Origin of the sequence: Micromonospora sp. NPDC048868, from assembly GCF_043198195.1 — a bacterium.
GTDB classification, from domain to species: Bacteria; Actinomycetota; Actinomycetes; order Mycobacteriales; family Micromonosporaceae; genus Micromonospora; species Micromonospora reichwaldensis.
On record NZ_JBICUN010000001.1, the window covers coordinates 59,519 to 84,806 of the forward strand.

24 protein-coding genes and 1 pseudogene are annotated in these 25,288 nt (G+C 74.8%); 10 read left to right on the forward strand and 15 right to left on the reverse strand.

Annotation, left to right across the window (positions count from 1 at the left end):
- Positions 1 to 52: 52 nt before the first annotated feature.
- From trpA to trpC, 3 genes are all read right to left on the reverse strand, one after another.
- Complete coding sequence (gene trpA / locus ACGFNF_RS00280; protein ID WP_132236378.1) at positions 53 to 856, reverse strand: tryptophan synthase subunit alpha; 804 nt, start codon at positions 854 to 856, stop codon at positions 53 to 55.
- 4 nt (positions 857 to 860) lie between these two features.
- The gene (gene trpB, locus ACGFNF_RS00285) at positions 861 to 2,099 is read right to left on the reverse strand and encodes a tryptophan synthase subunit beta (protein ID WP_311411654.1); all 1,239 of its coding nucleotides are present in this window, start codon (positions 2,097 to 2,099) and stop codon (positions 861 to 863) included.
- Between the two features lie 121 nt (positions 2,100 to 2,220).
- Positions 2,221 to 3,024 (reverse strand): indole-3-glycerol phosphate synthase TrpC, encoded by an 804-nt coding sequence (gene trpC, locus ACGFNF_RS00290; protein ID WP_192581374.1) that lies wholly within the window; start codon positions 3,022 to 3,024, stop codon positions 2,221 to 2,223.
- 489 nt (positions 3,025 to 3,513) lie between these two features.
- Here trpC and ACGFNF_RS00295 point away from each other — a divergent pair, with 489 nt between their 5' ends.
- Entirely contained in the window at positions 3,514 to 3,771 is a 258-nt protein-coding gene (locus tag ACGFNF_RS00295; protein WP_101415126.1) for a hypothetical protein, read from the forward strand.
- On the opposite strand, the gene ACGFNF_RS00300 is transcribed toward ACGFNF_RS00295, so the two are convergent.
- The 4 genes and pseudogenes from ACGFNF_RS00300 to ACGFNF_RS00315 all read right to left on the reverse strand — a co-directional run.
- Positions 3,764 to 4,390: a Trp biosynthesis-associated membrane protein gene (locus ACGFNF_RS00300; RefSeq protein WP_393164788.1), complete on the reverse strand. Its 627-nt coding sequence runs from the start codon at positions 4,388 to 4,390 to the stop codon at positions 3,764 to 3,766. The genes ACGFNF_RS00295 and ACGFNF_RS00300 overlap by 8 nt on opposite strands.
- Positions 4,387 to 5,973 carry an anthranilate synthase component I gene (locus ACGFNF_RS00305; RefSeq protein WP_393164790.1) on the reverse strand — a complete coding sequence of 529 codons (1,587 nt, stop codon included), beginning with the start codon at positions 5,971 to 5,973 and terminating at the stop codon, positions 4,387 to 4,389. Before ACGFNF_RS00305 ends, ACGFNF_RS00300 begins: the two co-directional genes overlap by 4 nt.
- On the reverse strand, positions 5,970 to 6,407 hold the full coding sequence (gene hisI / locus ACGFNF_RS00310) for a phosphoribosyl-AMP cyclohydrolase (protein WP_357577716.1): 438 nt from the start codon (positions 6,405 to 6,407) through the stop codon (positions 5,970 to 5,972). The genes ACGFNF_RS00305 and hisI overlap by 4 nt, the downstream gene beginning before the upstream one ends.
- Positions 6,408 to 6,587: 180 nt before the next feature.
- Positions 6,588 to 7,184, reverse strand: a pseudogene (locus tag ACGFNF_RS00315) (phosphoribosyl-AMP cyclohydrolase); the annotation flags it as partial.
- A 299-nt stretch (positions 7,185 to 7,483) separates the two neighbouring features.
- Here ACGFNF_RS00315 and ACGFNF_RS00320 point away from each other — a divergent pair.
- The 3 genes from ACGFNF_RS00320 to ACGFNF_RS00330 all read left to right on the forward strand — a co-directional run bounded on the left by ACGFNF_RS00320 (position 7,484) and on the right by ACGFNF_RS00330 (position 9,640).
- Positions 7,484 to 8,212, forward strand: a complete 729-nt coding sequence (locus ACGFNF_RS00320; RefSeq protein ID WP_393164792.1) for an ABC transporter ATP-binding protein — start codon at positions 7,484 to 7,486, stop codon at positions 8,210 to 8,212.
- A complete protein-coding gene (locus tag ACGFNF_RS00325; protein ID WP_358116665.1) occupies positions 8,209 to 8,964 on the forward strand; it encodes an ABC transporter permease in 756 nt (251 codons plus the stop codon). Before ACGFNF_RS00320 ends, ACGFNF_RS00325 begins: the two co-directional genes overlap by 4 nt.
- 67 nt (positions 8,965 to 9,031) lie before the next feature.
- On the forward strand, positions 9,032 to 9,640 hold the full coding sequence (locus ACGFNF_RS00330) for a TetR family transcriptional regulator (protein WP_393164794.1): 609 nt from the start codon (positions 9,032 to 9,034) through the stop codon (positions 9,638 to 9,640).
- 27 nt (positions 9,641 to 9,667) lie between these two features.
- Here ACGFNF_RS00330 and ACGFNF_RS00335 read toward each other — a convergent pair whose 3' ends face one another.
- Positions 9,668 to 10,426 (reverse strand): DUF2470 domain-containing protein, encoded by a 759-nt coding sequence (locus ACGFNF_RS00335; protein WP_357577672.1) that lies wholly within the window; start codon positions 10,424 to 10,426, stop codon positions 9,668 to 9,670.
- Between the two features lie 68 nt (positions 10,427 to 10,494).
- Between ACGFNF_RS00335 and rpsD the strand changes: the two genes are divergently transcribed.
- Entirely contained in the window at positions 10,495 to 11,106 is a 612-nt protein-coding gene (gene rpsD / locus ACGFNF_RS00340; protein WP_393164796.1) for a 30S ribosomal protein S4, read from the forward strand.
- A gap of 79 nt (positions 11,107 to 11,185) precedes the next feature.
- On the opposite strand, the gene ACGFNF_RS00345 is transcribed toward rpsD, so the two are convergent.
- The gene (locus ACGFNF_RS00345; RefSeq protein WP_393165304.1) at positions 11,186 to 12,913 is read right to left on the reverse strand and encodes an ABC transporter ATP-binding protein; all 1,728 of its coding nucleotides are present in this window, start codon (positions 12,911 to 12,913) and stop codon (positions 11,186 to 11,188) included.
- An 86-nt stretch (positions 12,914 to 12,999) separates the two neighbouring features.
- Entirely contained in the window at positions 13,000 to 14,880 is a 1,881-nt protein-coding gene (locus ACGFNF_RS00350; RefSeq protein ID WP_393165306.1) for an ABC transporter ATP-binding protein, read from the reverse strand.
- 144 nt (positions 14,881 to 15,024) lie between these two features.
- Between ACGFNF_RS00350 and ACGFNF_RS00355 the strand changes: the two genes are divergently transcribed.
- The 3 genes from ACGFNF_RS00355 to ACGFNF_RS00365 all read left to right on the forward strand — a co-directional run bounded on the left by ACGFNF_RS00355 (position 15,025) and on the right by ACGFNF_RS00365 (position 18,694).
- Positions 15,025 to 15,654, forward strand: a complete 630-nt coding sequence (locus ACGFNF_RS00355; protein WP_393164798.1) for a TIGR03085 family metal-binding protein — start codon at positions 15,025 to 15,027, stop codon at positions 15,652 to 15,654.
- 126 nt (positions 15,655 to 15,780) lie between these two features.
- Complete coding sequence (locus ACGFNF_RS00360; protein ID WP_393164800.1) at positions 15,781 to 16,728, forward strand: terpene synthase; 948 nt, start codon at positions 15,781 to 15,783, stop codon at positions 16,726 to 16,728.
- Between the two features lie 139 nt (positions 16,729 to 16,867).
- Entirely contained in the window at positions 16,868 to 18,694 is a 1,827-nt protein-coding gene (locus ACGFNF_RS00365; protein WP_393164802.1) for an AMP-dependent synthetase/ligase, read from the forward strand.
- A gap of 66 nt (positions 18,695 to 18,760) precedes the next feature.
- Here the strand turns inward: ACGFNF_RS00365 and ACGFNF_RS00370 are convergent, their stop codons facing one another.
- On the reverse strand, positions 18,761 to 20,056 hold the full coding sequence (locus ACGFNF_RS00370) for a low temperature requirement protein A (protein WP_393165308.1): 1,296 nt from the start codon (positions 20,054 to 20,056) through the stop codon (positions 18,761 to 18,763).
- Positions 20,057 to 20,161: 105 nt separating this feature from the next.
- Positions 20,162 to 21,619 (reverse strand): PLP-dependent aminotransferase family protein, encoded by a 1,458-nt coding sequence (locus ACGFNF_RS00375; protein ID WP_393164804.1) that lies wholly within the window; start codon positions 21,617 to 21,619, stop codon positions 20,162 to 20,164.
- Between the two features lie 58 nt (positions 21,620 to 21,677).
- On the opposite strand from ACGFNF_RS00375, the gene ACGFNF_RS00380 reads away from it, so the two are divergent.
- Positions 21,678 to 22,331 (forward strand): YitT family protein, encoded by a 654-nt coding sequence (locus tag ACGFNF_RS00380; protein WP_393164806.1) that lies wholly within the window; start codon positions 21,678 to 21,680, stop codon positions 22,329 to 22,331.
- Positions 22,332 to 22,386: 55 nt separating this feature from the next.
- Positions 22,387 to 22,848, forward strand: coding sequence for a hypothetical protein (locus tag ACGFNF_RS00385; RefSeq protein ID WP_357577665.1), 462 nt, complete (start codon positions 22,387 to 22,389; stop codon positions 22,846 to 22,848).
- Positions 22,849 to 22,985: 137 nt separating this feature from the next.
- Here ACGFNF_RS00385 and hisF read toward each other — a convergent pair whose 3' ends face one another.
- The 3 genes from hisF to ACGFNF_RS00400 form a co-directional block, all read right to left on the reverse strand.
- Positions 22,986 to 23,753: an imidazole glycerol phosphate synthase subunit HisF gene (gene hisF / locus ACGFNF_RS00390; protein WP_101411832.1), complete on the reverse strand. Its 768-nt coding sequence runs from the start codon at positions 23,751 to 23,753 to the stop codon at positions 22,986 to 22,988.
- Positions 23,754 to 23,859: 106 nt separating this feature from the next.
- Entirely contained in the window at positions 23,860 to 24,861 is a 1,002-nt protein-coding gene (locus ACGFNF_RS00395; protein WP_393164808.1) for an NADP-dependent oxidoreductase, read from the reverse strand.
- Positions 24,858 to 25,283, reverse strand: a complete 426-nt coding sequence (locus ACGFNF_RS00400; protein WP_393165310.1) for an organic hydroperoxide resistance protein — start codon at positions 25,281 to 25,283, stop codon at positions 24,858 to 24,860. Before ACGFNF_RS00400 ends, ACGFNF_RS00395 begins: the two co-directional genes overlap by 4 nt.
- Positions 25,284 to 25,288 lie beyond the last annotated feature (5 nt).

Genomic DNA, 25,288 nt, shown 5'->3' on the forward strand with positions numbered 1-25,288 from the left:
CACGACTGACCCCAGGGCGAGCGGGCGGGAGGGCGGCAGGGGACGGTCGGAGTCAGCGGGTGGGGTTGCGGACGCCCTCGGCGAGTTCCGCGCTCAGCGCGCGAAGGGCGGCCAGCCCGGACGCCTCGTCGGGCGCGTCGAGCAGGCAGCGGATCAGCGCGCTGCCGACGATGACGCCGTCGGCGTACCCGGCGACCGTGCCGGCCTGCGCGCCCGTGCCGACGCCCAGCCCGACGCCGACCGGCAGGTCGGTGACCTCCCGCGTGCGGGAGACCAGGATCGGGGCCGCGTCGGAGGTCTTCGCCCGGGCGCCGGTGACACCCATGATCGCGGTGGCGTAGACGAAGCCCCGGCAGTGCTCGACGGTCATCGCCAGCCGCGCGTCGGTCGAGGACGGCGAGACCAGGAAGGTGCGGTCCAGCCCGTACGCGTCCGAGGCGGCGAGCCACTCGCCGGCCTCCTCCGGGATCAGGTCCGGGGTGACCAGCCCGGTGCCCCCGGCCGAGGCGAGGTCCCGGGCGAAGGCGTCGACGCCGTAGCGCTCGACCGGGTTCCAGTAGGTCATGGTGACCACGGGCGCCCCGGTGGCCGCGACGGCCTCGATGACGCGCAGCGTGTCGCGGGTGCGTACGCCGCCGGCGAGGGCGATGTCGCTGGCCTTCTGGATCACCGGGCCGTCCATCACCGGATCCGAGTACGGGATCTCCACCTCGATGACGTCGACGCCGGCCTCGACCATCGCGGTCATCGCGGCGATGCTGCCCTCGACGGTCGGGAAGCCGGCCGGCATGCAGCCGACCAGTACGGCCCGCCCGTCGGCGCGGGCCTTGTCGAAGGCCACCCCGATCCGGCTCACGTTCTCACTGCTCCTTGTCGAGGATGCCGAAGTAGTCGCCGGCGGTATGCACGTCCTTGTCGCCCCGCCCGGAGAGGTTGACCACGATCGTCGGCTCCCGGCCCAGCTCGGCGGTGAGCTTCGGCGCGATCTTGAGGGTGCCGGCGAGCGCGTGCGCGCTCTCGATCGCCGGGATGATGCCCTCCGTGCGGCAGAGCAGCTCGAACGCGGCCATCGCCTCCTCGTCGGTGACCGGCAGGTACGTCGCCCGGCCGCTGTCGTGCAGCCAGGCGTGCTCCGGCCCGACGCCCGGGTAGTCCAGCCCGGCGGAGATCGAGTGCGACTCGCACGTCTGCCCGTCGGCGTCCTGGAGCACGTACGTCCGGGTGCCGTGCAGCACCCCGGCGGACCCGCCGGTGATGCTGGCCGCGTGCCGGCCGGTCTCCACCCCGTCGCCGCCGGCCTCGAAGCCGTAGAGCCGCACGTCGGGGTCGCCGACGAAGGCGTGGAAGATGCCCAACGCGTTGGAGCCGCCGCCGACGCAGGCGGTGACGGCGTCCGGCAGCGCGCCGGTGAGGTCGAGGCACTGCTGGCGCGCCTCGTCGCCGATGCCCCGGACGAAGTCGCGGACCATCGCCGGGAAGGGGTGCGGCCCGGCGGCGGTGCCGATCAGGTAGTGGGTGTCGTCGACGTTGGCGACCCAGTCGCGCATCGCCTCGTTCATCGCGTCCTTGAGGGTGCGCGAGCCGTTGGTGACGGGGACGACGGTGGCGCCGAGCATCCGCATCCGGGCCACGTTGAGCGCCTGCCGCTCGGTGTCGACCTGCCCCATGTAGACCACGCAGTCGAGGTCGAACAGGGCGGCGGCGGTGGCGGTGGCGACGCCGTGCTGGCCGGCGCCGGTCTCCGCGATCACCCGGCGCTTGCCCATCCGCCTGGTCAGCAGGGCCTGGCCGAGCACGTTGCGCACCTTGTGCGCCCCCGTGTGGTTGAGGTCCTCCCGCTTGAGCAGCACCCGCGCGCCCAGCTTGGCGGAGAACCGCTCCGCCGCGTAGAGCAGCGAGGGGGTGCCGGCGTAGTCGCGCAGCAGGGCGCCGAACTCGGCCCGGAACGACTCGTCGGCCATCGCGGCGCGGTGCGCCGCGTCCAGCTCGTCGAGTGCCGCGACCAGCGCCTCCGGCACGAATCGGCCGCCGAACCGGCCGAAGTGACCGGCGGGGTCGGGCAGCGGACCGGCCGCGGCGGCCGTCACGTCGGCACTCATGCCGGCACTCCGCTTCGCTCCGTGCCGCCATGAGGCACCTTCGCGCTGAGCCTGAAGATTCGCTCGCTCCGCTCGCTCACGGGATCGATCGTCCTCTCGGTGCTGACGGACCGGCGCGGGGTCAGCGCACCGGGCGGGGCGTGGCCGGGTGGTTGCCGGCGTTGACCAGCTCGGCCACCGCCTCGCGGGGGCTCTTCTGGGTGACCAGGCCCTCGCCGACCAGGACCGCGTCGGCGCCCGCCGAGGCGTACCGGATGAGGTCGTGCGGGCCGCGCACCCCCGACTCCGCGATCTTGACGACGCTGCTGGGCAGGCCGGGCGCGATCCGCTCGAACACCGAGCGGTCGACCTCCAGGGTACGCAGGTTGCGGGCGTTGACCCCGATGACCTGGGCACCGGCCTCCAGGGCGCGGTCGGCCTCCTCCTCGTCGTGGACCTCGACCAGCGCGGTCATGCCCAGCGACTCGATCCGCTCCAGCAGGCCGACGAGGGCGTTCTGCTCCAGCGCGGCGACGATCAGCAGCACCAGGTCGGCACCGTGCGCGCGGGCCTCGTGCACCTGGTAGCTGGAGACGACGAAGTCCTTGCGCAGCACCGGGATGCGGACGGCGGCGCGGACGGCGGCCAGGTCGTCGAGCGAGCCACCGAACCAGCGGCCCTCGGTCAGCACGCTGATCGCCCGTGCCCCGCCGGCGGCGTAGTCGCCGGCCAGGTCGGCCGGGTCGGCGATCTCGGCCAGCCGCCCCTTGGACGGCGACGAGCGCTTCACCTCGGCGATCACCGCGACGCCCGGCTTGCGCAGGGCCGCGTACGCGTCCAGCGGCGGCGGCGCGGCGGCGGCCAGTTCGCGGATCCGCTCCAGCGGAACCTGCTCCTGGCGCCGGGCGACGTCCTCACGCACGCCGGCCAGGATCTCGTCGAGCACGCCTACGGACGCTGCCGTACCGGCGTCGTCCCCCTCCGCGTGCGCATGCTCAGCAGTCACCAACGGACTCCCCTCTCCGGGTGTCATGGGCCGATGCTAGGGGGCGCCACCTGGCGACGGCCGCCGGGGGTATGGCGTGCCTCACGAGATGGGCTGGGGCATAATGGCCGACCTCCGGTGAACGGGATGTCACGCAGGGCGACCGCACCCCACGACGAACGACACCCGACCATTCCCGCCTCCGCCCCCGGGTCATCGACGTGATCCTATCTGAGGGCGCGGCCGGCCGCCCGGTCCGGCGCCCGCCGCGGACGCCGGTCGATGGTGTGACCTACCTCAAGGTCGAACGGCCCTTTGCCTGGTGGCGGCCCTGCGAGCAGTGTTGACGTGTCGGTCACCACGGCGAAACGTGAACCAGCCAGCATCGTCCTCGGGCAGACTCGATGACGCGCCTGCCCCACCGTCACCAACGATCCTCGCGGGGTGATCATGAGCACTGTCGAGCCGCACCAGCCCATCGGACTGACGACCGTCTCGCGCACGGTCGCATCGCTCGCCGTCGGCGTGGTCCACACCCTCGAGCGCGCCGTGGTGGGCGAGGCCCGCATGCGGACCGCGCGGGGCAACGCCTGGGAGGCGGTCTGCGCCGACCGGGCCCGGGCCGAGCAGCGGGCCGAGCTGGACCGCCTGGTGGCGGAGCTGGCGGCGGCCCGGGCCGCCGCCCGCGAGCGCCAGCCGGTCAGCTGACCGTCGGGTCCTCGCCCCGGTCCAGCGCGTCCCACGCCTCGGTGGTGTGCCGGCCGGTGACCCGGTCGCCCTCGCCCCGGGCGGCCGGCGCGGCGTCGCCCGCAGGCCGCCGCTCGTAGCGGGCGCCCATCGCCGGCCAGCGCCGCCCCCGCAGCGCCGTCAGCAGCCCGCCCGCCGTGGCGAGCACCCCGCCGAGCAGGCAGAGCGCCGGCCACTGCCGGGCGACCTCGCCGTCGAACGCCGCGACCAGGCCGTAACCGCCGCCGGCCGCCACGGCCGCGCCGAGCACGCACAGCAGCCCACCCAGCAGCCGCCGCGCCCGTCCCCGGGTGGCGAGCACGGCCCCGCCGCCGGCCAGCCCGACCAGGGCCAGTGCCGGCAGCCAGGGCAGCAGGCCGGCGCCCGTGCGGGCGTCGCGTACCGGCGGCAGCGGGGTGGGCCGGGCGGTCAACTCGACCGCCCAGGTGCGGGTCGACGCCCACAGCGCCAGGCCCGCGCCGGCCACGCAGAGCAGCACGGCGTACGTCAGCTCGCGCCGGTACGTGCCGGGCGGCGCGCCCCCGGCGTCGGCGGCCGGAGTCGTCCCCGGCTCCCGCCCGCGCGGCTCGGCGGCCGTCATCGGGCGGGCCGGAGGGTCTCGGCGGCGGCGATGGCGGCGAGCACGGCGGCGGCCTTGTTCCGGGTCTCCTGGTCCTCGGCGGTCGGGTCGGAGTCGGCCACCACCCCCGCCCCGGCCTGCACGTACGCCCTGCCGTCGCGCATCAGCGCGGTGCGGATCGCGATCGCCATGTCCAGGTCGCCGCCGAAGCCGAAGTAGCCCACGGTGCCGCCGTAGATGCCGCGCCGGACCGGTTCCAGCTCCTCGATGATCTCCATGGCCCGCACCTTGGGCGCCCCGGAGAGGGTGCCGGCGGGGAAGGTCGCGGCCAGCGCGTCGAAGGCCGTACGGTCCTCACGCAGCGTGCCGACCACTGTCGAGACGATGTGCATGACGTGGCTGTAGCGCTCGATGGTGGCGAACTCCGGCACCTCGACGGTGCCCGGTCGGCAGACCCGGCCCAGGTCGTTGCGGCCCAGGTCGACAAGCATCACGTGCTCGGCGCGCTCCTTCGGGTCGGCGAGCAGCTCCGCGGCGAGGCGGGCGTCGGCCTCGGGGGTGCCGCCGCGCGGCCGGGTGCCGGCGATCGGGTGCAGCAGCGCCCGCTGCCGCCCCTCCGCGTCGCTTGTCACCTTCAGGTGCGCCTCCGGCGAGGACCCGACGATGTCGAAGCCGTCGAAGCGCAGCAGGTACATATACGGGCTCGGGTTCGTCGTGCGCAGCACGCGGTAGACGTCCAGCGGGTCGGCGTGCGTGTCCCGCTCGAACCGCTGGGCCAGCACGATCTGGAAGCACTCGCCGGCCCGGATCGCCTCCTTGGCCGCCTCGACGGCCTTCGGGTAGCCGCCCTCGGGCGTACGGCTGCGCACCTCGCCCGCCGGGGGCCGCCCGACGGTCGAGACCATCGGCGGGATCGGCCGGGACAGCGCGGTGGTCATCGCGTCGAGCCGTCCGACCGCGTGGTGGTAGGCCGCCGTGACCTGGGCGTCCCGGTCCGGCTCGGCCAGCGGCGGCAGGATCGCGTTGGCGACGAGGATCGCCGAGCCGTCGTAGTGGTCGAGGACCACCAGGTCGGTGGCGAGCATCATGCCCAGCTCGGGCACGCCCAGGTCGTCCTCGGTCAGCTCGGGCAGCCGCTCGAAGCGCCGGATCAGCTCGTAGCCGAGATAGCCGACCATGCCGCCGGTCAGCGGGGGCATGCCGCTGGCCGCGTCGAACGCCGGGCCGGCGAGCGCCTCGACGGTCTCGCGCAGCACCCGGACCGGGTCACCGGTGGTGGGCAGGCCGGCCGGTGGGTGGCCCGTCCACACCGCGGCACCGTCCCGCTCGGTCAGCGTGGCGCTGCTGCGTACGCCGATGAACGAGTAGCGCGACCAGGCCAGGCCGGCCGAGCCGACGCCCTGCTCGGCCGACTCCAGCAGGAAGGTCCCCGGGCCGCCGGCGAGCTTGCGGTAGACGCCGACGGGGGTCTCCGCGTCGGCGAGCAGCCGGCGGGTGACCGGCACGACCCGCCAGCGGGCCGCCAGCTCGGCGAAGGTGGCCGGGTCGGGGCTGACCGCGCCGTCGGTGCGGGAGCCGCCGGGCGTGACGCGTTGCGCGCTCACCGGGCACCCGCCCCGTCCCCGCCGACCGGCAGCTCGGTGAAGAAGCAGGTGCGGTGCCCCGTGTGGCAGGCCGCGCCGACCTGGTCGACGTCGACCAGCAGCGCGTCGCCGTCGCAGTCCAGGGACACCGCGCGGACGTACTGGTGGTGCCCGGAGGTGGCGCCCTTGACCCAGTACTCCCGGCGGCTGCGCGACCAGTAGGTGGCCCGGCCGGTGGTCAGGGTGCGGTGCAGCGCCTCGTCGTCCATCCAGGCGACCATCAGCACCTCACCCGAGTCGTGCTGGCGGACCACGGCGGCCACCAGGCCGTCGGGGGTGCGGCGCAGCCGGGCGGCGATGGCCGGGTCGAGCCGGGACGGACGGACCGCGCCGTCGGCCGCGGGCTCCTGCGGACTGGGGTGGGCGCCGGTCACGGGCGCGTCAGGTACGGGCACAGTGACCCATTGTCCCGCACGCGGGGCGGGCACGGGTGACGGCTCCCGCCGGGGCCGCGGCGGCCGGTGGGCGGGCCGGGTGAGCTGGTCGACGTAGCGGTCCAGCCGGCCGTCGGTCAGGGCGTCGGCCAGGTCCGCGCCGGCGGCCCGCGCGACCTCGGCGGCGTACGGGCGGACCAGCGGCAGGACCCCGGTGACGAGGCGGGCCGCGGCGGCGCAGAGCTGGCCGACGGAGCCGGGCCGCAGGCCGAGGCAGAGCAGCAGGTCCTCCCGGTAGTGCGGGGGCGCCACCGGCAGGTCCAGGGCGGCGGAGAAGGCCGCCCGCCGGGACGTCACCCGGACCGTGGGGTTGGCCAGCCGCAGCACGGACGGGCAGAGCCGGGCCAGATCGGCGGCGGCCAGCCGGACGCCGAGGTGGTCGTCGGCGTCCCGCGCGCCGGCCACCTTACCGAGCGTCGCGATCAGCTCCTCCAGCTGCGGCTCGCCGGCGGGATGGCAGAGCACCGGCAGGTCGATCCGGGGCCGCCAGTGCGGGTCCGCCCAGAGCAGCCGGGCCGGCGCCGTCACCGGCAGCCCGAACGCCCAGTCGGCGGGCTCGCCGAGGCGGGTCAGCCAGGAGTTCACGTCGCGGGCGGCCACCGATACGTGGGTCAGCCGGCCACCGTGCTCGGCCAGGAACGCCCGGCGGGCGGCGTACGGGGCGCCGTCGAGCAACACGTCGACGTCGACGTCGCTGTGCGCGGTGGCGGCCCGCCGGGCGTGGCTGCCGCGCAGCATGATGCCCACCACGGGCTGCTCGGCTCCGGCCCGCAACCGGGCCGCCCATTCGCCGAGGAACCTCTCGTCCGGTGACGCAGCGTGACCCACGGCGCCATCGTGCCGTACGTCCGATCAGGGCGCAATGCCCGATGCCGCGCCTGATGCCCGTTGGCGGACCCGCTGTCCGGGTCCGAAGGCTAATGCCCGACCCATTTCCCCGCCGCACCGGGGTCCCGCGCGGGTCGATCGTTGCGACCCGGCGGGGGCCTCCGTTAGCGTCGAGTTCAACGGATGATGAGTTTCCCCGGGAGGCGCCGGTGGACGAGGCGATCGCCGTACGCGGCCTGGTCGTCGAGCGGGGCGGGCGGCGGGTGCTGCACGGCATCAGCGCGGACGTGCCGCGCGGTTCGGTCACCGGGCTGCTCGGCCCGAGCGGCAGCGGCAAGACCACGCTGCTGCGGGCGGTGGTCGGCGTGCAGGTGCTCGGCGCCGGCTCGGTGACCGTGCTGGGGCGCCCCGCCGGGTCGCCGGAGCTGCGCCGCCGTGTCGGCTACCTCACCCAGGCGCCCAGCGTCTACGCCGACCTGACGGTGCGCGAGAACGCGCGCTACTTCGCCGCCCTGCACGGCCGGGGACGGGCCGAAGCCGACCGGGCGGTCGCCGAGGTCGGGCTCGGGTCGGCCGCCGGCCAACTGGTCGGCACCCTCTCCGGCGGGCAGCGCAGCCGGGCGTCGCTGGCCTGCGCCCTGGTCGGGGAGCCCGAACTGCTCGTCCTCGACGAACCGACCGTCGGACAGGACCCGGTGCTGCGGGCCGACCTGTGGGCCCGGTTCCACGCCATGGCCGCCGCCGGCACCACCCTGCTGGTCTCCAGCCACGTCATGGACGAGGCGGCCCGCTGCGACCGGCTGCTGCTGATCCGCGAGGGGCGGCTGATCGCCGACGACACCCCCGACGCGGTCCGCGCCGCCGCCGGCACCGACGACCTGGACGAGGCGTTCCTGCGGTTGATCAGGGCGGGCGCCGCCGGACGGGAGGAGTCGTGAACCCCCGGATCCTGGCCGCCACCACCGGCCGCATCCTGCGCCAACTGCGGCACGACCGGCGCACCGTGGCGCTGCTGCTGGTGGTCCCGTCGGTGCTGCTCGCCCTGGTCCACGCCATGTACGTCGACCAGCCCGCCCCGCCGGGGCAGCCGTCGACCTTCGACCGGGTCGCCCTGGTGATGCTCGGCTTCTTCCCCTTCGTGATCATGTTTCTGGTGACCAGCATCGCGATGCTGCGCGAGCGCACCACGGGCACGCTGGAGCGGCTGCTCACCACGCCGCTGGGCAAGCTCGACCTGCTCTTCGGCTACGGCATCGCGTTCGGCCTGGCCGCGGTGGTCCAGGCGGTCGTCGCGTCCGTGGTCGCGTACGGCGTCTTCGGGCTGGACACCGCCGGGCACAGCGGGCTGGTGGTGCTGGTCGCCGCGCTGAACGCCGTGCTCGCCGTCGCGCTCGGGCTGTTCTGCAGCGCCTTCGCCCGCACCGAGTTCCAGGCCGTACAGTTCATGCCGGTCGTGGTCGTGCCCCAGCTGCTGCTCTGCGGGCTCTTCGTGCCCCGGGGCGAGATGGCGGGCTGGTTGCAGGCGGTCAGCGACGTGCTGCCCCTGTCGTACGCCGTCGAGGCGCTCCAGGAGGTCGGCGCCCACGCGGAGCCGACCGGCACGATGTGGCGGGACGTGGCGGTGGTCGCCGGCGCGGCGGCGCTGGCGCTGGTGCTCGCCGCAGCCACCCTCCGGCGGCGCAGCGGCTGAGCCGCCGCCCCGACCGGCGGGGCGCGACGCGGCCGGCGGCGGGACGACTGTGGAGCGAAGGGCGACGATGGCGCGGCGGACCGGACGACGACCCGGCAACCCGGACACCCGGCAGGCCATCCTCGACGCGGCCCGCGCCGCCTTCGCCGAGCGGGGCTTCGACGGGGCCTCGATCCGGGCCGTCGCCGCCGCCGCGCAGGTGGACCCGGCGCTGGTGCACCACTACTTCGGCAGCAAGGACCGGCTCTTCCTGGCCGCGATGCACGCGCCGGTCGACCCGGCCGAGCTGCTGCCGAGGGTGCTCGCGGGCGACCGCGCGGGTCTCGGGGAGCGGCTGGTGCGCGCCTTCCTCGGCGTCTGGGACTCCCCGGCCGGCACCGCCGGCGTGGCCCTGCTGCGCTCGGCGGTGAGCAACGAGTGGACCGCCCGGCTGCTGCGGGAGTTCCTGGTCACCCAGGTGCTGCGCAGGATCGTCGACCAGCTCGACGTCGACCCCGCCGAGCTGCCGCTGCGCGGCTCGCTGGTGGCCAGCCAGCTGATCGGGCTGGCCATGATGCGGCACGTGGTCCGGCTGGAACCGGTCGCCTCGGCCGCCCCGGAGACCCTCGTCGCGGCGGTCGGCCCCACCGTGCAGCGCTACCTGACGGGCGACCTCGCCGAGGTCTTCGCCGGCTGACCGGACGGCCCGGGCGGCGGCACCCGGTCAGGCGTGGTCGGCGTGCCGGGACGGGGCGTGCCGGCAGACCAGCGGATGCAGGAGCCGGGTCAGCTCCGCCTGGCAGTCCAGCGGACGTGGGAACGCCAGCCGGACGCGCCGGCGGGCGCCGGGTCGGCCGTGGACGACCAGCAGGCCGTACCTGTCGATCCGGACCACCCGGGGCGCGGTGTCGCCGCCGCCGTCGGCGAGGCCGAGCTGGCGGCGCAGGTACCCGGCCACCTCGGCGGCGTGGTGGTCGGCGAGGTCGGCCAGGAGCTCGGCCTCGACGGCGTGCAGCGGGTCGGGCTCCGCCTCGGCGTACGCCTCGGGGTCGATGCGGCGGACGGTGTCGCCGCGTTCCCAGCGGGCCTCGACCACCTCGAAGCGGTGCAGCCGGAACCGGGTGCCGACGTCGAGCAGGTCACCGGCCGGCTCCACGGCGGCGAAGTCCAGCGCGGCGCGGCGCTCCTCGTCGCCGTCCAGCCGGGCCGCCCAGCCGGAGACCCAGGCCCGGCCGAGGCTCGGCGCGCCGGCGGCGGGCGGCAGGTCCAGCACGTCCAGCACCAGCGCGACCTCGGAGTCGCCGTCGGCGGGGCGCAGCGCGGCGGCGAGGTCGCTGACGACCGGCACGAGCAGCAGCACCCGGCCGTCCGGGTCGGTCACGTGCCGGACCTGGTGCGGGCCGGGCCGGTGCGCGACGTGGGCGATGCCGGGCAGCCGGCCCGCGACGAGGGTGCGGACGATCTCCGCCGGGCTGGGCCGCATGAACGACTCCTTCGTAGGTTAGCCTTACCTAACTCGGAGACTAGAGCACCGGATCGGAGACGTCCAGCGTGAACCAACCCAGGCCCAAGGCCCGCCTCTCCCGCGCCCTCGGCATCCCCCTCACCCGCAAGTGCGTGCGGTACTTCGAGCGGCGCCCCTTCCCGCCCGGAGTGCACGGCCGGCAGCGCCGCAAGACATCGGACTACCAGGTGCGACTGCTGGAGAAGCAGCGCCTGCGCCACCAGTACAACGTCAGCGAGACCCAGCTACGGCGCGCCTTCGACGAGGCCGCCCGGAGCGCGGGCAAGACCGGCGAGAGCCTGGTCGCGCTCCTGGAGCGACGCCTCGACGCGGTGGTGCACCGGGCCGGCCTGACCCGCAGCATCTACCAGGCCCGGCAGCTCGTCGCGCACGGCCACTTCACCGTCGACGGGCGCAAGGTCGACCGGCCGTCGTACCGGCTGCGTCCGGGCCAGGTGGTGGCCGTCCGCGAACGCAGCCGCACGACCCTGCCGTTCCAGCTCGCCGCCGCGGGCGCCAACGCCACCGAGGGACCCGGCCAGCCGTACCTGTCGGTGGAGCTGGCCGAGCTGCGGGCCACGTTGCTACGCGAGCCCGCCCGGCACGAGGTGCCGGTGATCTGCGACGAGCAGCTGGTGGTGGAGTTCTACTCCCGCTGACCACCGCGCGGCCCGGCACGCCGCCGGGCCGCGCGCCACACGGGCCGACGCCCGCGCCGAGTCGGCTCAGCGGGTCGGCTCAGCGGGTCTGCTCCAGCCAGGAGGCGTAGAGCAGGCCGTAGATCGACTCCGGGTCGCGGACCAGCTCGTCGTGCGGACCGCGCTGCACGATCCGGCCCTTGTCCACCACGATCACCTCGTCGGCGGCCTGCGCCGTGGAGAGCCGGTGCGCGATCGCGAGGGTGGTGCGCCCCCGGGTCACCGCGTCCAGGGTGCGTTGCAGCCGCACCTCCGTGGCCGGGTCGACCGCGCTGGTCGCCTCGTCCAGCACCAGCAGGTCCGGGTCGGCCACGTACGCGCGGGCCAGTGCCACCAGCTGCCGCTCCCCCACGCTCAGCGCCTCGCCGCGCTCCCCCACCGACGTGTGCAGGCCCGACGGGAGCCCGTCCAGCCAGTCCGCCAGCCCCAGTTCGGTGAACGCCGCCGAGAGCTGCGCGTCGGTCAGCTCCGGGCGGGCGAAGCGGACATTCTCCGCCACCGTGGCGTCGAAGAGGAAGCCGTCCTGCGGCACCATCACCACCCGCGAGCGCAGCGAGCCGAAGCGGACCCGCTCCAGCGGCACGCCCGAGAGCAGCACCTGGCCGGCGGTCGGGTCCATCAGGCGGGTGAGCAGCTTGGCGAAGGTGGTCTTGCCGCTGCCGGTCTCGCCCACCACCGCCACCCGGCTCTTCGCCGGGATCTCCAGGCTGACGTCGTGCAGCACGGGCGGACCCCCCGGGTACGCGAAGCGCACCCCCGCGAAGCGGATGTCCAGCGGGCCGGACGGCAGCTCGCGGCCCTGCTCGCCCGGGTCGGCGACGTCGGGCTCGACGTCCAGCACGTCCAGCACCCGGCGCCAGCCCGCGATGGCGTTCTGCGCCTCGTTGAGCACCTCGGTGGCGATCTGCACCGGCTGGATGAAGAGCGTGACCAGGAAGAGGAAGGCGGTCACCTCGCCGATGCTCAGGGTGCGGTCGGCTCCGAGGGTCACCCCCAGCACCACCACGCCGGCCAGCGCCAGGCCGGCCGCCAGCTCCCCGACCGAGCTGCCCATGATGCTGATCCTGATCGCCCGCTGCTGGGCCCGGCGCTGGCCGTCGATCGCCTCGTCGAGCCGGCGGGCCGTCCGGCCGGCGATCCCGTAGGCCCGGATCACCGGGGCGCCGACCACGCTCTCCCCGATCGCGCCGAGCAGCGTGCCCGTACGCTGCCGGACCACCCCGTACGCCCCGGCGAGGCGGCGCTGGAGCCGCCGGATCACGAACACGGCGGGCAGGAAGGCGGCGAAGACCACCAGGGTCAGCTGCCAGGAGTACGCGAACATGACAAGCGTGGTGACCGCCAGCTGACCGAGGTTGATCACCAGGATCACGCCGCCCCACTGGAGGAACTGGGTGATCTGGTCGACGTCGCTGGTCACCCGGGAGACCAGCGAACCGCGCCGCTCCGACTGCTGGTGCAGCATGGACAGGTCGTGCACGTGCCGGAACGCCCGGATCCGCACGTTGGCCAGCGCGGTCTCGCTGACCGTGAAGAGCCGGCGCATCATCAGGTAGCCGCAGATCGTGGTCACCACCAGCACCGCGGCGGTGGCGGCGACCACCGTCCAGACCACGCCCAGGTCCAGGCCGCCGACGATGCCGTTGTCGATGCCCTGCTGCACCGCCACCGGGACGGCCGCCCGGCCGACCATGTAGACCAGGGCCAGGCCGAGCGTGCCGGCCAGACCGACCCGCAGCTCCGGGGAGAGCGCCAGACCGCGGCGCAGCGTCTGCCACGTCGTCTCGGTCGTCTCCGGAACGTCGGCAGCCTCGGCCTCGGCCTTCCGTGCCGTGTCCGTGGTGGTAGTAACGCTCACCGGTCCACCTCGATTTCCAGGCCCGACGTCAGCGGGGCGACCTCGTCGTACGTCTCGTCCTTCGCGTGGTCGACCTCGGCCTGCTCGTAGGCGGTGACCAGGTCGGCGTAGCCAGGCACCGTGGCCAGCAGCTCGGCGTGCGGGCCGCGGGCGAGCACCCGGCCCTGTTCCAGGTAGACCACCTCGTCGGCCAACGCGATGGTGGCCCGCCGGTAGGCGACCACCAGGATCGACGCGGCAGGCACCCCGGCCTGCCCCGCCGAGGAGCGCAGCCCGGCCAGGATGGCCGCCTCCACCCGCGGGTCGACGGCGCTGGTCGCGTCGTCGAGGACCAGCAGGCGGGGCCGGCCGGCGAGCGCGCGGGCCAGGGTGAGCCGCTGCCGCTGGCCGCCGGAGAGCGAGGTGCCCCGCTCGCCGACCTTCGTGTCGAGACCGTCGGGCAGGGCCGCGACGAAGCCGTCCGCCTCGGCCAGCCGCAGCGCGGCCCAGACGTCGTCGTCGCCGATGCCCGGCCGGTCCAGGGTCACGTTGGCCCGCACCGTGTCGTCGAAGACGAACGGCACCTGGGCGACCAGCGCGGCGGTGCCCGCCAGCGAGGCGGCGGTGAGCCGGCGAACGTCCACCCCGTCCACGCACACCGTGCCGGCCAGCGGGTCGACCAGCCGCACGGCCAGCGCGGCGATCGTCGACTTGCCGGAGCCGGTCGGCCCGACCAGGGCGACGGTCTTCCCGGCGGGCACGGTGAAGGAGACCTCGCCGAGCACCTCGGTGCCGGGCAGGTGCGCCTCGGCCGGCTCGTAGCCGAACCGGACGCCCGCGAACGCGAGGGTGGCCGGGCGGGAATCCGTCACGTCGAGCGTCGTGTCGCCGTACGCCATCTCGCCGGTCGCGTCGAGCACCCGGCGGACCCGGTCCCAGCCGGCGACGCTGCGCGGCAGCTCGGCCAGCACCCAGCCGATGGCCCGGACGGGGAACGCCAGCACCGTGAAGAGGAAGGCGACGCTGATCAGCTCGGCGACGCTGATCGCGCCCTGTTGCAGCCGAATCCCGCCGACCACCAGCACGGCGAGGGTGCCGAGGCTGGGCAGGGCCTCCAGCAGCGGGTCGAAGACGCCGCGCAGCCGCCCGACCGCCACCAGCGAGTCGCGCAGCTCGCCCGCGCGGGCGGCGAACCGGTCGGTCTCCTGCGCCTCCCGGCCCATCGTCTTGACGACCAGGGCGCCGTCGAAGCTCTCGTGGGCGATGCCGCTGACCTCGGCGCGCAGCCGCTGGGCCCGGGCCTGGCGGGGGGCCATCCGGCGGGAGTAGGCGACGTTGAGCGCGAAGAGCGCCGGGAAGACCGCGACGCCGACCATGGCCAGCGCCCAGTCGGTGGCGAAGAGCGACGCCACCGCGCCGACCAGCATCACCAGGGTGCCGACCGCGAACGGCAGCGGGGCGATCGGGTACCAGGCGGCCTCGACGTCGGAGTTGGCGTTGGACAGCAGCGTGCCGGTGGCGTTGCGGTGGTGCCACGACAGCGGCAGTTCCAGGTAGCGGCGGGTGACCCGGCGCCGGTAGGCGGCCTGGAGGCGGTACTGCATGTAACCCGCGCCGAGCCGGCGGCCGAAGATGCCGGCCACCCGCAGCACGCTGATGCCGAACAGCGCGACGGCCGCCAGGGCCAGCCCGCCGACCCCGACCTCACCACGCTCGATCGCCGGCACCACCACGTCGCCGACCACGGCACCCACCACGTAGGCGCTGGCCACGGTCATGGCGCCGAAGAGCACGCTGCCGCTCACCGCGACCGCGAAGATGCGCGGCTGCTCCCGGATCGCCCGCCCGAGGACGGCCAGCCCCCGCACCAGCACGTCCCGACTTGTCCTGCTCGCCACGCTCTCCCCCGCCGTAAGCCGCACCTATCCTCCTCATCCTTACCGGTCCGAGCCAGCTCCGCCGCCCCGGACCGCTATGTCCACCGTCACGGCCGCCGGCCCGCTCGGCGCGCCGAGTGGGCCGGGCGCGCCTACGATCGGGGCATGCCGCGGTACGCCCGAACGGAGCGCGAGGCGCTCGTCGACCTGATGCAGACGCTCGGACCGGACGCGCCGACGGTCAACGAGGGATGGACCACCCGTGATCTCGCCGCCCACCTGGTGCTGCGCGAACGCCGGCCCGACGCCGCCGGTGGCATCCTGCTCCCGCCGCTGCGCGGCTACGCCGAGCGGGTGCGCCTGCGCGTCGCCGCGCGCCCCTGGCCACGCCTCCTCGAAGAGGTGCGCCGGCCGCCGGTGTGGAGCCCGGTCAGCAACCCGCTCACCGACGAGCTGGCCAACACGCTGGAGTTCTTCATCCACCACGAGGACGTGCGCCGCGCCCGCCCGGGCTGGCTCCCCCGCGACCTGGGGGCGGGGCTTAACGCGGCGCTCTGGAAGCGGTGCACCGGGCTGGCCCGGCTGGCGCTGCGCCGCTTCCCGGCGGACGTCTTCGTCCAGGCGCCCGGCTACGGGGAGCTCTCCGTCGGCCGGGGCGGCGAACCGGTGCGGGTGGTGGGGGCGCCGGGCGAGCTGGTCCTGTTCCTCAGCGGCCGGCAGCGGGTGTCCCGGGTGCAGATCGACGGGCCGGCGGCACCGGCCGAGCGGCTCCGGGGCGCCGACCTGGGCATGTGACGCCCCGCAGGCGGACAGCCGCAGCCCGGTCCGGAGGGGCGACCGGGCCAGCGATTGTCACCGATTTCTGCTCCCGTACGCTGTCCCGCGCCGTCCCGCTGCGGGGCGGCGCGACAGGGGGGCACCATGCGGACCTTCGCGATCTCGGCGCTGCGGGAACCCCCCTTTCCCGCGCGCCAGCACGACGCCACCGCACGGGTGGCGCGGGAGAGCATCGAGTGGGCGCTCGGCCACGGGCTGATCGGCGACGGGCCCCGGCTGCACCGGCTGCGCCGGGCCGACGCCGCCGGGCTGGCCGGGCGGGCCTGCCCGGAGGGTCCAGTGGAGGGGCTGCGGCTGCTCACCGACCTGATCTCCTGGCTGTTCGTCATGGACGACGCCTGCGACGAGGACGGCCTCGGCGACTCCCCCACCCGGCTGGCGCCGACCGTGGCCGCCCTGCTGGACGTGCTGGACGGCCACGGGGGACGGGCCGACGCGACCGTGGCCGGGCCGCTCGGCGAGGCGCTGGGCGAGCTGTGCCGGCGGGCCCACGCCGCCGGCGGGCCCGTGGCGCTGCTGCGTTTCGTCGGCGAGGTGCGGGAGTATCTGCTGGCGCTGCTCTGGGAGGCGGCGAACCGGGAGCACGGGCGGGCGCCGGGGCTGGCCGAGTACGTCCAGATGCGCCGGCACACCGGCGGGGTCCACCCCAGCTTCACCCTCACGGAGCTGGCGGCCGGGGCCCTGCCGGGCGCGACCCACCGCGCCGAGCCGTCGCTTGTCGCGCTCGACCTGCTCGCCGCCGACCTGGTCTGCTGGTGCAACGACGTCTTCTCGTACGGCAAGGAGCACCTCACCCAGCCGGACGTGCACAATCTGGTCGCGGTGATCGCCGCGGGGCGGGCGGCCGGCGACGAGTCGTCGGCCCTGCGGGCGGCGGCCGACCGGTTCAACGAGGGTCTCTCGGCGTACCTGGCGACGGAGGCGGCGCTGCTCGCCACCGGCGACGACGGCCTGCGGCCGGCCCTCACCGCGCGGCGCAACTGGATCCGGGCCACCTACGACTGGTCGCTGGAGGCGGCCCGGTACGCCTGAGCCGGGCGTCCATCTTCCGAGACGTGGCCCAGCCGTGATCCACAGGGCTAGCCGATGCCCGGGCGCAGGCAATACCCTTCGGTAACGAACGCCGACGTGACCGTGGTCACGTCTCCACCCCCCGAAGGCGGCTACAGCGATGGCTCTCGATGTACCGTACCGTTCCATCCCCGACATGTTCCTCAAGCGCGTGGCGGCGTCCCCCGACCGCGACGCCTTCGCCCACCCGGCCCCCGACGACTCCGGGCCGGTCTGGCTGACCTGGGAGCAGATGGCCCGTCGCGCCAAGGCGGTCGCCGCCGGGCTGCACGGCCTCGGTGTCGGTCTGGAGGATCCGGTCGCGATCCTGGCGAACACCCGGCTCGACTGGGTGATCGCCGACCTCGGCATCATGTGCGCCGGCGGCGCGACCACCACCGTCTACCCCACCACGGAGCCCGACGACGCGACCTACATCATCGCCGACTCCGGCTCGCGGGTGCTGTTCGCCGAGAACCCGGCACAGGCCGCCAAGATCGCCGGCGCAAACCTGCCGGCGCTGACCCACGTCGTGCTCTTCGACGGCGCCGCCGACCCGGCCGCCGCCGTCCCCCAGCTCACCCTCGCCGAGCTGGAGGAGCAGGGCGCCCGCGCGCTGGCCGCCGAGCCCGACCTGATCGACATGCTGGTCGCCGGGATCGGTCCCGAGCACCTGGCCACGCTGATCTACACCTCCGGCACGACCGGGCGCCCGAAGGGCGTCGAGCTGCTGCACGGCGGCTGGTGCTGGGAGGGCGTGGCGCAGGTCGAGGTGGGGCTGCTCCGCGACGACGACCTGCAGTACCTCTGGCTGCCGCTGTCGCACTCGTTCGGCAAGACCCTGCTCTGCGGGGCGATCCACGTGGGCCTGCCGACGTACGTCGACGGCCGGGTCGACAAGCTGGTCGAACTGCTCTCGGTGATCCGGCCGACGCTGATGTGCGGCGCGCCCCGGGTCTTCGAGAAGGTCTACAACAAGGCGGTGACCACCGCGCAGGCCGGCGGCGGCGCGAAGGCGAAGATCTTCGGCTGGGGCGTCCGGGTCGGCAAGGAGAAGGTCACCCTGGAGCAGGCCGGCCGGCCGCTCCCGACGGGGCTGAAGCTGAAGTACACGGTGGCCGAGAAGCTGGTGTTCAGCAAGCTCCAGGCCCGCCTCGGCGGCCGGATCCGGGTGCTCGTCTCCGGCGCCGCACCGCTCAGCCCGGAGATCGCCACCTTCTTCGCCGCGGCGAACCTGCCGATCTCCGAGGGCTACGGCCTCACCGAGACCAGCGCCGGCAACTTCGTCAACCCGCCGGACGGGCTGCGGATCGGCACCGTCGGCAAGGCGATGGGCGACCTGGAGTGCCGGATCGACACCGACGGCGAGATCCTGGTGCGCGGCCGGCCGGTGATGCGCGGCTACCACAACCTGCCCGAGGAGACCGCCGCCGCGTTCACCGAGGACGGCTTCTTCCGCACCGGTGACATCGGCACCCTGGACTCCGACGGCTACCTGAAGATCACCGACCGGAAGAAGGACCTGGTCAAGACCTCGGGCGGCAAGTACATCGCACCCTCGCACATCGAGGGGATGTTCAAGGCGACCTGCCCGTACACCTCCCAGGCGGTGGTGATCGGCCAGGCCCGCAACTACTGCACGATGCTGGTCACGCTGGACCCGGAGGCGATCAAGGGCTGGGCCGCCGGCACTCCCCTGGAGGGCCGCGACTACACCGAGATCGTCACCTCGCCGGAGGCGAAGGCCATGGTCGAGGGGTACGTGGCGGAGCTCAACGCCAAGCTCAACCGCTGGGAGACGATCAAGAAGGTCGCCATCCTGCCGCGCGACCTGACCATCGAGGACGGCGAGATCACCCCGTCGCTCAAGATCAAGCGCCGCGGCGTGGAGAGCAACTTCGCCGGCGAGATCGAGAAGATGTACGCGGGCACGCTGGCCGAGCTCTGAGCCCGCGACGTCGGCGGCCCCACGTTGCGTACGGGGTCGCCGACGTCGGACGGGCGGGGCGCCGGCTCACAGGTGGTGGCCCCGCCACCGCGTCTGCTCGGCCTCGGAGGCGAGCTGCTCCTCCAGCGCCACCTGCCGCACGCGCCGCCGCCGCGGGGCGTCGACGACCGTCTGCACCGCGACCGTCAGCACGGCGGCCACCGCCAGCATGGCCAGGGCGACCAGTTCCGGCAGTCGCCCGGCCACCGGGGTCAGCGCGACGAGCAGCAGGACCCCGCAGATCGACGGCCAGCGCGCCGCGCCCAGCATCCGGCTGCCGAGCAGGATCAGCGTGAGCAGGTAGAGCGCGACCCCGCCGTAGAGGGCCAGCATGTCGAAGCCGGGCAGCGGCACCCCCCAGCTCGGGGTCGCCGGGTCGGCGCCCTCGTGGATCAGCCCCTTGAGGCCCAGCGCGAAGAGGATCACGCCGGTGATCAGCGGCAGGTGCAGGTAGGTGTAGACGTCCCGGGCCAGCCCGGCGCGGGTACGCGGGTCGCGGGTGTGGTGCAGCACCTGCTCCATGGCCAGGGCGAGGGTGTCGAAGTACGCCCACCACAGCGCCGCGACCACGGCGAAGCCGAGCAGCGCCGCGACGATCACCGGCCACGTCAGCGGCAGGGCGGCGGTGGTGCCGGGCCCGAGCCCCAACGCGATGATCGACTCGCCGAGCGCCACCATGATGATCAGCGCGTGCCGTTCCGCCCAGTGCCCCGCCGAGAGCACCGTCCACCCCGCGCGGTGCTGGGCCAGGCCGGCGCCGTACTCGACGGCGAGCGCGCTTACCCACAACGTTAGCCGCAGACCGGTCTCGGCGCCGTCGTCGAAGAGCCGCTGCGGCACCAGCGCGGCGGTCAGGATGAGCCCCGTCGCCACCAGGAGCGGCAGGATCAGCACGGGCATCCGCCGGCGCACCTCCCGGTCGGAGCGCACGGCCCAGAGGAACACCGTCACCTGGGTCGCGCGGACCAGGAAGTAGCAGGCGGCGAAGACCAGCGGGCCGGGCAGCCCGCCGGGGCGGTCGATGAACGCCTTCGGCAGGCTCAGCGCGAGCACGAACACGGCGGCGGAGAGGGCGAACCCGACAAGCGGCGCGAAGCCCTGGTCGGTGCGGACCACGTTGCCCAGCGCCGCGAAGCCGCTCCAGCACCACCAGAGCAGGGCCAGCACCACGAGGAACCGGATCAGTCCGCGGGCGTCCAGGCTGCCGGCCGTCACCGTGGTCACGTTGAGGAAGGCGAAGACGAAGACGAGGTCGTAGAAGAGCTCCAGGCGGGTGGTGCGGGAGCCGGGGGCGTTCGGCAGGATCCCGCGCGGCCACCGCATCCCCCGCGCATCCCCCACCTGCGCAGTCTCGCAGCCGCGGGACCGGAGGCAGGCGCGATTGACCGACCCGGCCGGCAACCCCGGCCCCGGGCCACCCGGTCCGCCTCAGGCGATGACCGCCGGCTCCCGCCACTGCGACCGGCCGCCCCGGTCCAAGTCGTACCGGACGGCGGCGATGCGGCCGACCGCCTCGGCCAGGTCGGCGGCCGGCAGGGTGAACGGCAGCCGCAGGAAGCGCTCCAACGTGCCGTCCAGGCCGAACCGGGGACCGGGCGCCAGGCGTACGCCGACCTCCTCGGCGGCCCGGGCCAGCGCGCTGGAGATCGGCCCGTCGAGTTCGGCCCAGAGGGTCACCCCGCCGTGCGGGACGGTGACCCGCCACTCGGGCAGGCGCTGCGCGAGCGCCGCCAGCAGGGCGTCGCGCTGGGCGGTGAGCTGGGCCCGGCGCGCGGCGACGATGGCCGGCGCGTCGGCGAGCAGGTGGACCGCGACCAGCTGGTCCAGGACCGGGCTGGCCATGTCGACGCCGACCCGGGCGGCGGCGAGCCGCTGCACCTGCGGGGCGGAGGCGCGCACCCAGCCGATCCGCAGGCCGCCCCAGAAGGGCTTGCTCATCCCGCCGATGCTGACCACCCGGGAGTGCCGGTCGAAGCTGGCGGTGGGCGGGGGCAGCACCGTCCCGTCCAGCGGCAGGTCCACGAACGACTCGTCGACGACCAGGTCGGTGCCGACGGCGTGCGCGGTGGCCACCACCCGCTCGCGCAGCGCGGCCGGCATCAGGTGGCCGGTCGGGTTCTGGAAGTCCGGGATCAGGTACGCCAGCTTGGGCCGGGCCTGCCGCAGGGTGCCGAGCAGCAGGTCGGCGTCCCACCCGGGCTCCTCGACGGCCAGGCCGTGGGTGGTGATCCGGGCCCGGCGGGCGGCCAGCGCGGCCAGCGCGTTCGGATAGCTGGGCGCCTCGACCAGCACGTTGCCGCCGGGGGCGAGGGCCAGCCGGAGCACCAGGTCGAGGGCGTGCTGGGTGCCGTTGGTGACCATGATCTGGTCGGGCGAGGTGGGCAGACCCCGCTCGGTGTACGCGCGGGCCACCGCCTCGCGCAGCTCGATGATCCCGGTCGGGTGGTAGCCGGCGCCGCCCAGGTAGCGGGGCAGGTCCTCGGCCGCCGCGCGGGCGGCCGGCAGCAGCTCGGGCGGTGCGGCGAGCGCGGCGACCCCGAGGTCGATCATGTCGCGGTCGTCCAGCGGGGTCCAGAGCCCGGTGCTCGCCACCCGGTGGGTGCCCGGGAGCATCGTCCAGCTGCCCGCACCCCGCCGGCTGGCGAGGTGCCCGCTCTCCCGCAGCTCCCGGTACGCGGCCGTGACCGTGGTCCGGCTGATCTTCAGCGCCTCGGCCAGCTCCCGCTCGGCGGGCAGCCGCACGCCCAGCGGCAGCCGGCCGTCGGCGAGCAGGCCGCGTACGGCACCGGCCAGGGCGGCGTAGTCGGGGCTGCGCCGGCGGCCGGGAAGCGCATGCCACTGACCGAGGAGCCGGGCCAATTGGACACCCCGAACCTGACTCGTCATGGCCACTCCTCCCGGATTGGCTCTTACGCTGCGCCAATTGGCCTTTAGCGTGGCATGGGTGACACCGATTGGCAATCTCCGACATCGTCCCGCGCGGCGACTCAGCCAGCTCTACGCGGGCCTCGTCCTCTACGGCGTCAGCATGGCTCTGATGATCAACTCGGGGCTGGGCCTGGACCCGTGGAACGTGTTCCACCAGGGCCTGTCCGAGCTGACCGGCCTCTCCATCGGCACCGTCACCATCGCGGTGGGCGTGCTGGTGCTGCTGCTCTGGATACCGCTGCGCCAGCGCCCCGGCCTCGGCACGGTCAGCAACGCGCTGGTGGTCGGGCTGGTCGTCGACGCGACACTCGCGCTGATGCCGGCCGGCGGGTCGCTGGGCGTACGGGCCGGGATGCTGGTCGCCGGCATCGTGGCCAACGGGGCGGCGACGGGTCTCTACCTCGGCGCCCGCCTCGGACCCGGCCCCCGCGACGGCCTGATGACCGGCTACGTCGCCCGCCGGCCCGGCCGCTCGATCCGGCTCGTCCGCACCGTCATCGAGGTCACGGTGCTGGCGCTGGGCTGGCTGCTCGGCGGGACGGTGGGCGTCGGCACGATCGCCTACGCGCTGGGCATCGGCCCGCTGACCCAGGTCTTCCTGCCGCTGTTCACGGTCCCCGGGCCGCAGGACCCCGCCCCGGGCCCGGTCGCGCCGCTCCCCGCCACCTGAGCCGACCCGGACGCCGGGTGTTCCCTTCGGACGCCACGCCCGGCAGAATCCTCGCATGGGGGAGAACGGATGGCGCTGGACCGATGCCTGGATCTTCGTCTCGGTGGTGATCGCCAGCGGTGCGGGACGGCACCGCCGCGCGGCGGCCAGCCGCCGCCCCGAGGGCGTACGCCTCGCCGACGTGCTCTCCACCGCCGACCATCTCAACCAGGCGATCCCCGAGCGACACGAGGTGGAGGCGGCGGTCCGTCGCCTCGTCGGGGCCGGGCTGGTCAGCGTCACCGACGGCTGGTTCCGGATCACCTCCGACGGTGAGCGCCTCTGGCGCACCAGGCCGAACGCCGGGCTGGCCACCACGGTGGACACCGTGCAGGGCGTCCTGGTCCGGCGACACGCCCCCGTCAGCGCCGACTGGCACCTGGACGAGGCCGACCACGCCGCCGCCGTGCAGGAGTACGTGGTGCGCTCGATCCCGGCGCCCCGGCGCTCCCCCGAGAACCGTTCCCGCCGCGACTGAGCGGGCGCCGACGGATCGCGCGGGCCGAAGGGACCGGGCGGATCGCGCGGCCCGGAGGCACCGGGCGGATCACGCGGCCCGGAGGCACCGGGCGGATCACGCGGCCCGGAGGCACCGGGCGGATCGCGCGGGGGCGGTCAGCGGACGGGGTGCCCGGCCCCGCGCAGCGCGTCCTTGACCTCGGCGACGGTCAGCTCGCCGAAGTGGAAGACGCTGGCGGCGAGCACCGCGTCGGCGCCGGCGCCGATCGCCGGCGCGAAGTGCGCCACCTCGCCCGCGCCGCCGCTGGCCACCACCGGCACGTCCACCACCCGGCGCACCGCGCCGATGAGTTCGAGGTCGAAGCCGGCCTTGGTGCCGTCGGCGTCCATCGAGTTCAGCAGGATCTCGCCCGCGCCCAACTCGGCGCCGCGCCGCGCCCACTCGACCGCGTCCAGCCCGGTGCCGCGCCGACCGCCGTGGGTGGTCACCTCGAACCCGCTGGGCGTGCCGCCGCCGGGCGCCCGCCGCACGTCGAGCGAGAGCACCAGCACCTGCCGGCCGAAACGGTCGGCGATCTCGGCGATCAGCTCGGGGCGGGCGATCGCGGCGGTGTTCACCCCGACCTTGTCCGCGCCGGCGCGCAGCAGGGTGTCGACGTCGGCGACCTGCCGGACGCCACCGCCGACGGTCAGCGGGATGAAGACCGACTCCGCCGTGCGGCGGACCACGTCGAGCATGGTGCCCCGGTCGCTGGAGGAGGCGGTGACGTCGAGGAAGGTCAGCTCGTCCGCGCCGGCCCGGTCGTACGCCGCCGCCAGTTCCACCGGGTCGCCGGCGTCGCGCAGGTCGAGGAAGTTGACTCCCTTGACCACCCGACCGGCGTCCACGTCGAGACACGGGATGACCCGCACCGCCACCGTCATGCCGCGAGCCTATCCCTCCCGGCACCGGCGGTGACCGACCTGTGAGGCCGACCACCGCCGCTGCGGCGCGCCGCCACGCTCCCCGGGGTCCGGAAGGGGCCCTTCCTTACACCCGGACGAGCATCTTGCCCAGGTTCTCGCCGCGCAGCAGGCCGAGGAACGCCTCCGGGGCGTTCTCGATGCCGTCGACGACCGTCTCGTCGTACGAGACCCTGCCGTCGCGCAGCCAGCCGGCCATCTCGCGCACGAACTCGTCGCGCAGGTGGCCGTGGTCGCCGACCAGGAAGCCGCGCAGGGTGAGCCGCTTGCCGATGACCAGCGCCAGGTTGCGCGGCGCGGCCGGGGGCTCGGTGTCGTTGTACTGCGCGATCATGCCGCAGATCGCGGCCCGGCCGTGCACCTTCATCGCGGAGATCGCCGCCTCCAGGTGGTCGCCGCCGACGTTGTCGAAGTAGACGTCGACGCCGTCCGGGGCGGCGGCCTTGAGCGAGTCGCGCACCGGCCCGTCGTGGTAGTCGAACGCGGCGTCGAAGCCGAGCGCGCGCAGCCGCTCGACCTTGGCCGCCGAGCCCGCGCTGCCGACCACGCGCGCCGCGCCCCGCAGCTTGGCGATCTGGCCGACCAGGCTGCCCACCGCGCCGGCGGCGGCGGAGACGAAGACGGTCTCCCCCGCCTTCATCCCGGCGACGTCCAGCAGCCCGGCGTACGCCGTCAGGCCGGTCATGCCGAGCACGCTCAGGTAGGAGCTGACCGGGGCGAGGTCGGGGTCGACCTTCCGGGCGGCCCGCGCGTCGAGCAGCGCGTACTCGCGCCAGCCGAGGCCGTGCAGCACGGTGTCGCCGGGCTGGAGGCCCTCGACCTCGCTGGCCACCACCTCGCCGACCGCCCCGCCGTCCAGCGGGGCGTCGAGCGCGAACGGCGGCACGTAGGACCTGACGTCGTTCATCCGCCCCCGCATGTACGGGTCGACCGACACGTACCGGTTGCGGACCACGATCTGCCCCGGCCCCGGGGTGGGCACCTCGGTCTCGACGAGCCGGAAGTTGTCCGCGGTCGGCCAGCCCTGCGGGCGGGAGGCCAGGTGGATCTCCCGGTTGCGGATGCTCACAGCGCCTCGCGCACGGTGAGGGTGACCTCGACGTTGCCGCGGGTGGCGTTCGAGTATGGGCAGACCTGGTGGGCCTGCTCGACGACCTGCTCGGCGGCGGCCCGCTCGACGGCCGGGAGGTCGACCAGAAGGGTGACGGCCAGCCCGAAGCCGCCGCTGCCGTTGGCGCCGATGCCGACCTCGGCCTCGACGACCGAGCCGGAGACGTCGACCTTCGCCCTGCGGGCGACCAGGCGCAGCGCCGAGTGGAAGCAGGCGGCGTAGCCGGCCGCGAAGAGCTGCTCGGGGTTGGCGGCGCCGCCGGCGCCACCCATCTCCTTCGGCACGGCCAGGTCGAGCTCGACGGTGCCGTCGGAGGTGCGGACGTGGCCGTCCCGACCGTCCCCGGTGGCCCGGGCGGACGCGGTGTAGAGCACCTGCATGGTGG